This window comes from Pedobacter sp. 01N416 (genome assembly GCF_056399685.1).
Window position 1 is genome coordinate 1 of record NZ_JBFTRT010000972.1, and the last position, 812, is coordinate 812.

Below are 812 nucleotides of genomic sequence, written 5' to 3' on the forward strand. Positions count from 1 at the left end.
CCCTTACGCTTCATTAAACCCTAAATTAAGCATCGGTCAATCGATTTTAGAGCCATTACAGGTGCATAAATTATACCGTAACGATAGCGAGCGTAAACAAAAAGTACTGGAATTGCTTGATAAAGTAGGCTTAAAAGTAGAGCATTTTAACCGATATCCGCATGAATTTAGTGGCGGACAAAGGCAGCGTGTAGTGATCGCGAGGGCTTTGGCTTTACAACCTAAATTTATCATCTGCGACGAATCGGTATCTGCTTTAGATGTTTCTGTTCAGGCGCAGGTTTTAAATCTCATCAAAGATCTCCAACACGAATTCGGACTCACTTATATCTTTATCTCTCACGATCTGGCGGTTGTAAAGCATATTTCAGACCGTATTTTAGTAATGAATAAAGGAAAAATTGAGGAAGAAGGTTTTCCAGAGCAGATATTTTATGCGCCAAAAGCAGCTTATACCCAAAAACTGATCGAGGCCATTCCAGGACACCAATAATAGAAAATGCTTAGAAATCTTTCAATTGCTTTTACACTGATTTTTCTTTCTTTAAATAATATTTATGCACAAAAAGTAGAAATCATTCAATCGACTACTATTTTTGAAAAGGCGCCATTCGAGTCCTGCCACGCCTCAACCCTGATTGATTTAGGTAAAGGAAAAATAATGGCCGCCTGGTTTGGCGGTAAACACGAAGGCAGTAAAGATGTAGTAATCTGGTCATCAATAAAAACTGGCACACAATGGAGTTTACCGATCGAAATTGCAAACGGGATAATAAACGATACCAGCAGATTTGCGTGCTGGAATCCTGTAC

At 38.9% G+C, this 812-nt stretch carries 2 protein-coding genes; both read left to right on the forward strand.

Annotated elements, in window-relative coordinates; translation table 11 throughout:
* A partial coding sequence (locus AC1DND_RS28745) for an ATP-binding cassette domain-containing protein (protein ID WP_477586365.1) occupies positions 1–493 on the forward strand: 493 nt, incomplete at its 5' end.
* 6 nt (positions 494–499) lie between these two features.
* On the forward strand, positions 500–812 hold a 313-nt coding region (locus AC1DND_RS28750; RefSeq protein ID WP_477586367.1), incomplete at its 3' end, for an exo-alpha-sialidase.